The organism is Mesorhizobium sp. M2C.T.Ca.TU.002.02.1.1, assembly GCF_003997225.1.
The window spans coordinates 1-8,052 of record NZ_RZTO01000221.1; the positions used below are offsets into that span (position 1 = coordinate 1).

Sequence of the window (8,052 nt, forward strand, 5' to 3'; positions counted from 1 at the left end):
AAGTACGTGAGCACCGGAAGCGCAGGTAGCCGCCGTTCGCAGGCCGGGCTCACTTGAATATCGGTGCACCTAATCCAAGCATCCCACATAAGCGCCGGACCTGCTGGCGCGCCGCTCGATCAAGCTCGCGAGCCGCCGCAATCCCGGCCCTGGCTTCGCCGGATTGCGCGCGATCGGATTGGGCAGGCTGACGGCGAGCAGCGCCGCTTGCCGTCGCGACAATTGCTTGGCCGAGACGCCGAAATGGTGCCGCGCGGCGGCCTCGATGCCGTAGATGCCCGGCCCCCACTCGGCGATGTTGAGATAGATCTCCATGATCCGCCGCTTCGACATCACCGCGTCGAAATAGACGGCCAGCGGCAGCTCGACCACCTTGCGCACGCTGCCCAATGGCCGCGACCACAGGAAAAGGTTCTTCACCGTCTGCATGGTGATTGTGGAGGCGCCGCGCGTCGCCTCGCCGGCCAGCGCGTCGTCGACCACGCCGCGCAATTCGCCGAGATCGACGCCGCGGTGGAAGCAGAACTGCCCGTCCTCCGACATGATCACCGAATGCGCCAGCACCGGCGCTACGTCGTCGATCGACACCCAGCGCCGGTCATAGCCGGAAAAAGTCACGAGGTCCTTCAGCATCAGCGTCGAGACCGGATGCACGAAGGACGGCAGGTAGAGGAAGGTGAGCACGACCGGGATGGCCGCCAGAACGATGGCGACGACCAGGCAACGTCGGCCGAGGCGCCTCAGACCGGCGCGGTTCAGGCGCCGCGGCCGCGCCATGTCCAGCCCTTCGCTTCCATGTTCGACGATCGGTTCCGTCAAGCCGTCCCACCCGTGCCTCGCCCCCATCGGCATAAAGGCGCGCGCCTGCTTGCGCAATGTCTGAGTGTCGGCTACCGGTCCCGGCCATGAGCAAAGACGACCGGATCGCCTTCGAAACAGCGCTTTTCATGCGCGCCGCCGCCGTCGAGACCGAGCTGCGCCGGATCCTCGACGCGCGCCCGCTCACCGGCGAAATCGCGCGGCCCGAGCGCCTGATGGCGGCGATGCGCCACGGCGTGCTCAATGGCGGCAAGCGGCTGCGGCCTTTTCTGGTCATGGAAAGCGCCGCGCTGTTTTTGGCCGACAATGACGCCGCGCTGCGCGTCGCGGCGGCGCTCGAATGCGTGCATTGCTATTCACTGATCCATGACGACCTGCCTTCCATGGACGACGACGATCTGCGGCGCGGCCAGCCGACGGTGCACAAGGCCTTCGACGAGGCGACCGCGATCCTGGCCGGCGACGCGCTGCTGACCTTGGCCTTCGACATCATAGGCGACGAGGCGACCGCGCTGCCGGCCGAGCGCCGCGCCACCCTCATTCTCGCCCTTGCCCGCGCGGCCGGCGCCGGCGGCATGGTTGGCGGCCAGATGCTGGACCTCGAAGCAGAGCGCAAACGGCCGGACGAGGCCGGCATCATCACCTTGCAGGCGATGAAGACCGGCGCGCTGATCCGCTTCGCCTGCGAGGCCGGCGCGATCATCGCCGGCGCGCCGACCGCCGACCGCGAGAGGCTGGCGGAGTTCGGCTCGGCGATCGGCCTTGCCTTCCAGCTCGCCGACGACCTGCTCGACCTCACCGCCGACGCCAAGCAGATGGGCAAGGCGACGAACAAGGACGCCGCCGCCGGCAAGGCGACGCTTGCTTCGCTGCACGGCCCCGACTGGGCGCGCGGCCAGCTCCACGGCCTGATCGACCAGGCGCATGCGCTGCTCGAGCCCTATGGCGATGCGGCCGGATTGCTCAAGCAAGCCGCGACCTTCGTGGCGACGCGCAGCAGCTGAACCGTGACAGGCCGGCGGCCGATGCCGGCCGACAACGGCGCCGATTGTTCGCTCTATCCGAATACTGCTGTTGATAGCCGGATGATTATCCGGCATCCGCGGCTGCCTATATCCGCTCCAGGACAACGAACGGAGAGGGGTCCGTTCGATGATAGCTCGCCGACTTCGCCAGCCGAGTGCCGTGAGGTCCACCGGAAAGGAACCTGGAAATGCCCTTCGCCAACTTCAAGATGCCTGAGGCCGCCCTCACCAAAGCGCAGAAGGAGGACCTCGTCCACAAGACCACGCAGATGTTCGTCGACTATTTCGGCGAGGGCGTGCGCCCCTACACCATGGTGCTGATCGAGGAAGTTCCCGACGGAGGCTATGGCCGCGCCGACGAGGTCTTCATTCTTCCCGAAGCCTACCGGGCCAAGGATAGTGCCTGACTAGAGCATGATCCCGAAAAGTGGGAACCGGTTTTCGAAGAAAGATCATGCTCCAACAAAGAGTTAGATCGTGAGGGCGATTCAACGAAACGCCATCACGATCTTGGACGGGGCGAGTCGCTTGCCGAGCGGCACGCCCAGCTTTCCGTGTCGGAGCCGATACTCGCTTTCCCCTGGATCAGTCCCGGCCCGGCAAGCTCCGCAGGAATTCGATCATCGCGGCGTTGACCTCGTCCGGGCGCTCCTGCTGGGTCCAGTGCCCGCAGCCGGGCAGCATCAGCGTATCGCGGATTTGCGGGACGAAATTCCTGAGATTGGCCAACAGTTGATCCATGCCGGAGAAGGCGACCACAAGGTCGCGGTCGCCCGCTACGTAGAGAGCGGGAACCTTGATCCGCGCGCCCGCAAAGGGCGCCATCAGTTCCCAGTTCCGGTCGATGTTGCGGTACCAGTTGAGACCTCCGGCGAAGCCGGCGCGCTGAAACTCGCTCGCGTAGAAATCGACGTCGCTCTCGCTGAGCCAGCGCGGCAGGTTCGAAGGCGTCTCGACGGCTTGCAGGAGACCTTTGCCATGCGGGACCATGCTGATGCCACCGCCCGAAGCATCTCCCGATACCGCGTGAAGCATGCTGCGCACCGTAGCCCGGGGGTCGCGTTCCAGCTCTGCCTCGGCAACGCCGGGCTGTTGGAAATAAAGCTGGTAGAACTGGGAATCCGCCGTTCGCGGCATGAGGCTGGTCGGGCGGGCATTGGCGCGCGGCCGGAACGGCACGCTGAGGCCGATGACGGCGTGGAAGCGGTCCGGTCGCAAGAGCGCCGCATGCCAGGCGACGACCGCGCCCCAGTCGTGGCCGACGATGACGGCGCTGGGAACTTCAAGGGCGTCGAGAAGGCCCACCATGTCACCGACCAGATGAAAGAGCGTGTATTGATCGATCGCTTCCGGCCGATCGCTCTTGCCATAGCCCCGCATGTCGGGGGCGATGGCGCGAAAGCCCGCCGCCGCGAGCGCGCTCAACTGATGGCGCCAGGAATACCAGGATTCGGGAAAGCCGTGGCACAACAGAACCGGGGGGCCGTCTCCGTGCTCGGCGATGTTGAGGCGGATGCCGTTGGTCGCAACTATTCGCTGTATAGGTTCGCTCACGGCCGCTTCTCATGCTCGCGTTTCCACCTCCGATCAAATGGCGGAAGGCCGGACGCCGCAACGGGTGGCCGAGCCGACGGAATGCCAAGTTTCGGAGGCGCGCATCTTCCATTGACTGTCTCAGGGGCGGTCGCGGCAGTCAATGTCCGACATGGTCACGGAGCGCCAAGGCGTCCACGCACTTGAATAGTTCTGGTGATGAGCAACCGTTCGTGCAAGATCGCCGACGGACAACGGGGAGATGCCCGGAACCGATGCTTAGACTGCAAGCCTGGCTGGCCGATTATTGGGTCATCGGTGCAGGGTTCATGGCCGTATCGCTTATAGCCGTTGCACCCATTGTATCGCTTTCGCTGCCGGTGTTCCTGATTTTCCTGCACAGCCCCGCTTACATGGTCCATCAGGTCGAAGAGCACACTGGCGACCGCTTCCGTGAATTCGCGAACGAGAATGTTTTCGGCGGCCGAGACGCCCTTACCGTCGCCTCGGTTCTCATCATCAATCTGCCGTTTGTCTGGGGCATCAACCTGCTGGCTCTTTACGCGGCGTTCCTATGGGGACCCGCTTGGGGCCTGGTAGCGCCTTACGTCATGATCGTGAACGCGCTCGCCCACCTCGTCACATCGGCGCGGCTGCGCAAATACAATCCCGGCCTCGTCACCAGCATCGTTTTGTTCTTGCCGCTGAGCGTCGCCACGATCTGGACGATTGGGAGAACGGCAGGCCTTGTCCCGCAATTGATCGGCGCAGCTCTCGCGATCCTGCTTCACCTGGCGATCATCGCGGTGGTGACTGCCCGATACCGCTCTCTCGCCGCCAACGCGTAGCATCTGCGGCGACGTCATAGTTGCTGCACCGAGAAAACGTCAGTCGGGCCGAAATCAGTTGTCGTTGGCCGGAACGGACAACGGCACAAAAGCCACTACTGGCATCAGACCATGCCCACCAACGAAATCTTAATGTAAATCAAGCATAATCCCGACCATTAAAATTATGCGTATGTGTTGGGGTTGCGCATGCCGGAATACTCTTCCTTCCTCCGGTCGATCCGGGTCCGCTACATTTCGGGACTGCTTGTCTTCGCGCTGGCCTCCGCCGCCGTCATGTTCGCCCTCAACCGTGTGAATTCGTACCGCCACGAGGTCGATGCTCTCAGCGGCAATTTCGTCATCTTCGCCCGCGACCTGCGCAACGCCACCAATTTCGCCGAGACGACCGGCACCGCCTGGCGCAGCGAGACGCGCGATGCGTTGACCACCGCCGCCCGAGGCCATTCCGAACGCCTGATGGCCGAGATCGGCATCCTGAACGCCGAGCTTGCCGCGATCAGACCGCGGCTGTCGAAGGGCACCCTCAACACGCTGGACACCGCTTCGGTCAATGGCGACCTGTTCTGGTCGGCGCGTGACATGGTGCGCAACTTCAACCTGATGTCGGCCGCCCAGAAGGTCGACGAATGGAGCTACCGCGAGATCCGCAACCAGAACGACCTGTTCGCCCAGCCTATGCTGGTCAAGGTGCGCACAGCGCTCGATGACGAGCGGCGCCTCGCCGACGCCTCCAACGACCGGCTGCTCCTGTGGGCGAGCGGCCTGCTGATCGCCGTGATCGCCATTGCCGCGGTTCTGATCTTCCGGCCGATGGAGAATGCGATCCGCCGCGCCTTCGCCGAGAGCGCCGCATCCTTGTTCAAGGCCGAGGCCGCCGACCGTGCCAAATCCGAATTCCTCGCCAATATGAGCCATGAGATCCGCACGCCGATGAACGGCGTGCTCGGCATGGCCGAGCTGCTTGCCAAGACGGAGCTTACGCCGCGCCAGAAGACCTTCACCGACGTCATCGTCAAATCCGGCAACGCGCTGCTCACCATCATCAACGACATCCTCGATTTTTCGAAGATCAATGCCGGCCAGCTGACGCTCGACCCCGCCCCTTTCCGCCTGGCCGAAGCGGTCGAGGACGTGGCGACTTTGGTGTCGGCGCGTGTCGCCGAAAAGAACCTCGAGCTCATCGTGCGCGTCGATCCGCGCCTGCCCGCCTTCGTCGTCGGCGATGCCGGGCGCTTCCGCCAGATCGTGACCAATCTGCTGGGCAACGCCGTGAAGTTCACCGAAAAGGGCCATGTGCTGGTCGATGTCGGCGGCGATGTCGTCGACGGCGTGGTCCAGCTCAAGGTCCGCGTCGAGGACACCGGCATCGGCATCCCGGCCGAGAAGCTGCAGAGCGTGTTCGAGAAATTCGCCCAGGTCGACGGCTCCTCGACCCGCCGCCATGAAGGCACCGGGCTTGGCCTCGCCATATCCGCCCGTCTCGTCGACCTGATGGGCGGCAAGATCGGCGTCGAAAGCGAGATCGGCCGCGGCTCCGTGTTCTGGTTCGCCGTGCCGCTGCCGGTGCACGACCAGCAGTCGCGCGACGAGCTCGTGCCGATGGATGTCACCGGCGCCCGGGTGCTGGTCATCGACGACAATCCGGTCAACCGCGAGATCCTGCTGGAGCAGCTCAGAAGCTGGAGCTTCGACTGCGCTGCCGCCGAAAGCGGCGCCGTCGGCCTCGCATTTCTCGACCGTGCCTGCCAGCTCGGCGCCTCGGTCGACTGCATCATCCTCGATTACCAGATGCCCGGCATGAACGGCGCCGACGTCGCGAGGGCGATTGCCGCCGACAGCCGGCTTTCCTCCATTCCGGTCGTGCTGCTCACCTCGGTCGACCAGGTCGATTTCGGCAGGATGGTCATCGATTTCGGCATCGTCGCGCATCTCACCAAGCCGGCGCGTTCGGCGGTGCTGCTGGGCACGGTGATTTCCGCCATCCAGAAGGCGCGGACGCAGGGCGCCAAGGCGCATTTCGTGCGCGAGCCGGTCGCGGTCCAGGCGGCGCCGCCGGCCTTCACCGTCATCCGCGGCCCGGCGGTGCCCGTGCCGGCGGCGCCGGAATCGATCGCCACACCGAGCGGTCCGATCGATATCCTGATCGCTGAGGACAATGACGTGAACCAACTGGTCTTCGGCCAGATCCTCAACGGTTTCGGTCTCAGCTACCGCATCGCCGGCAATGGCCGCACCGCGGTCGAGATGTACCGCTCGCTGCGCCCCCGGCTGGTGCTGATGGACGTCTCCATGCCGGAGATGAACGGCTATGAGGCGACCCGCGCCATCCGCGCCATCGAAGCGCGGAACGGCGACCACACGCCGATCATCGGCGTCACCGCGCATGCGCTGAAGGGCGATCGCGAAAAATGCATCGAGGCCGGCATGGACGACTATCTGCCCAAGCCGGTCTCGCCCGACCGCCTTGGCGCCAAGATCGGCACCTGGCTCAGCGAGACGGTGGCGGCAAAGACGGCGTAGTCAAATCGCCGCCGCGTCCAGGCGATAACGGCGTATCCAGTCGAGGCTCGTCGAGTCGGAGAGCTTTGCCACACCCGGTCTGATGTCGTCGGCGCTCGGAGTTTGAACGCCCAGCGCCTCGCAGATCGAGGTCAACATCGCGGCCGGATCGGCGGCGAGGCGTTCATAGCCGATCCGCAGCGGTGCGATGCCCTGTTGCGCGAACCAGATGTTCCAGGCCGAGTCATAAGCTTCGAGCTCGCCGACTTGACCCCTGATGCGCTGGAAATCATAGCGCGGTTCGGCTGGCTGCCCGACCCTCTCGATCTCGGTTCCGTCGGGAGCGATATGCCAGAGGCCGGTCTGCTCCGCCTTGATCAGGGAGACGGCCTGCGCGAGCTTGTCCTCGCGCGAAAGATGCATGTAGAGGACCCGGCCGAAGGCCTTCTCGAAGCGCGCCTTGTCCGACGGCAGCCCGGGATGGATCCGATCGAGGATCGCCGAGAGCTCGCCCAGGTTTTCCCGCATCAGGCGCAGGCCGAAGATGCCCGTGCCGCCCTTGCCGGCAGCGATCGCCGCGTTGAGATAGGCGATATCGAAGTCGAGCGCGCTCATCGTCCCGCGACCGGGAAGCTTCCATTCCTCGGCCCATTCCAGGATGTCCTGCCGGCGGTAGAATGAGTGCGGCGCCCCGGTCCTCCCGGTCGATGTCAGCAGATCGCACAGCAAGGTGCTGCCGGTTCTGGGCGTGCCGCAGATAATGTATGCGTCAAACATGATACCCGCCGCCGCTGGAGCCGGAATGATCCCGGCCGCCTATAGCCGAAATTGCCGTTGGATGCGAAGGGCGCATTCCCGCGCGGAAAACAGGCTGGTATCGACTTCGAGATCGTAAACGACACCCTTGTGCACGCGCTCGAACTGCCAGCGCGCGAGGCCGGGCGATCGATCGGCACGCGCACCTTCGCGGGCTTCGAGCACGTCGAGCGGCGCGAACACGCCGACGCTGAACACCGCGAAGTCGGGCAGCAATTCCAGATACTGCGCCATTTCGCCGTCAAGCATCACATCGTCGACGATGAGGTTGTTGCCCTGCCGCGCCATCGCCGCGATGGCGTGGCGCATGCCTTGCATGGCCCGCCTGCCGACCGGTCCCGCCTCTATGGCGACGGACGGCTTGCCGTCCTCCCAACTGGTTCTGTAGGCAAAGCCCGGCAGGTTCTCCTGCAACGCCTCGGGGAGCATTTCCAGGAAGGCGTCCATCTCGACATGCAGGTACGGCTCGGCGGTCATTTCCTGCAAGGCCTTGGCGATCGAGCTTTTGC

The 8,052-nt window shown here is 64.7% G+C and carries 8 protein-coding genes; 4 read left to right on the forward strand and 4 right to left on the reverse strand.

Annotated elements, in window-relative coordinates; all coding sequences use genetic code 11:
• Positions 1 to 69: 69 nt before the first annotated feature.
• Positions 70 to 777 (reverse strand): transglycosylase domain-containing protein, encoded by a 708-nt coding sequence (locus EOD07_RS14105; protein WP_206519467.1) that lies wholly within the window; start codon positions 775 to 777, stop codon positions 70 to 72.
• Positions 778 to 905: 128 nt separating this feature from the next.
• Between EOD07_RS14105 and EOD07_RS14110 the strand changes: the two genes are divergently transcribed.
• Positions 906 to 1,823, forward strand: a complete 918-nt coding sequence (locus EOD07_RS14110; protein WP_127235904.1) for a polyprenyl synthetase family protein — start codon at positions 906 to 908, stop codon at positions 1,821 to 1,823.
• A gap of 209 nt (positions 1,824 to 2,032) precedes the next feature.
• Positions 2,033 to 2,251: a 4-oxalocrotonate tautomerase family protein gene (locus tag EOD07_RS14115; RefSeq protein ID WP_127235905.1), complete on the forward strand. Its 219-nt coding sequence runs from the start codon at positions 2,033 to 2,035 to the stop codon at positions 2,249 to 2,251.
• A 178-nt stretch (positions 2,252 to 2,429) separates the two neighbouring features.
• Here the strand turns inward: EOD07_RS14115 and EOD07_RS14120 are convergent, their stop codons facing one another.
• The gene (locus tag EOD07_RS14120) at positions 2,430 to 3,398 is read right to left on the reverse strand and encodes an alpha/beta hydrolase (RefSeq protein WP_127235906.1); all 969 of its coding nucleotides are present in this window, start codon (positions 3,396 to 3,398) and stop codon (positions 2,430 to 2,432) included.
• A gap of 254 nt (positions 3,399 to 3,652) precedes the next feature.
• Between EOD07_RS14120 and EOD07_RS14125 the strand changes: the two genes are divergently transcribed.
• On the forward strand, positions 3,653 to 4,225 hold the full coding sequence (locus EOD07_RS14125) for an HXXEE domain-containing protein (protein ID WP_127235907.1): 573 nt from the start codon (positions 3,653 to 3,655) through the stop codon (positions 4,223 to 4,225).
• 189 nt (positions 4,226 to 4,414) lie between these two features.
• Positions 4,415 to 6,748 (forward strand): response regulator, encoded by a 2,334-nt coding sequence (locus tag EOD07_RS14130; RefSeq protein WP_127235908.1) that lies wholly within the window; start codon positions 4,415 to 4,417, stop codon positions 6,746 to 6,748.
• Here the strand turns inward: EOD07_RS14130 and EOD07_RS14135 are convergent, their stop codons facing one another.
• Both EOD07_RS14135 and EOD07_RS14140 read right to left on the reverse strand, forming a co-directional pair.
• Positions 6,749 to 7,504, reverse strand: coding sequence for a Stf0 family sulfotransferase (locus EOD07_RS14135; protein ID WP_127235909.1), 756 nt, complete (start codon positions 7,502 to 7,504; stop codon positions 6,749 to 6,751).
• A 39-nt stretch (positions 7,505 to 7,543) separates the two neighbouring features.
• The coding region (locus tag EOD07_RS14140) for a chloramphenicol phosphotransferase (protein ID WP_127235910.1) at positions 7,544 to 8,052 on the reverse strand (509 nt) is incomplete at its 5' end.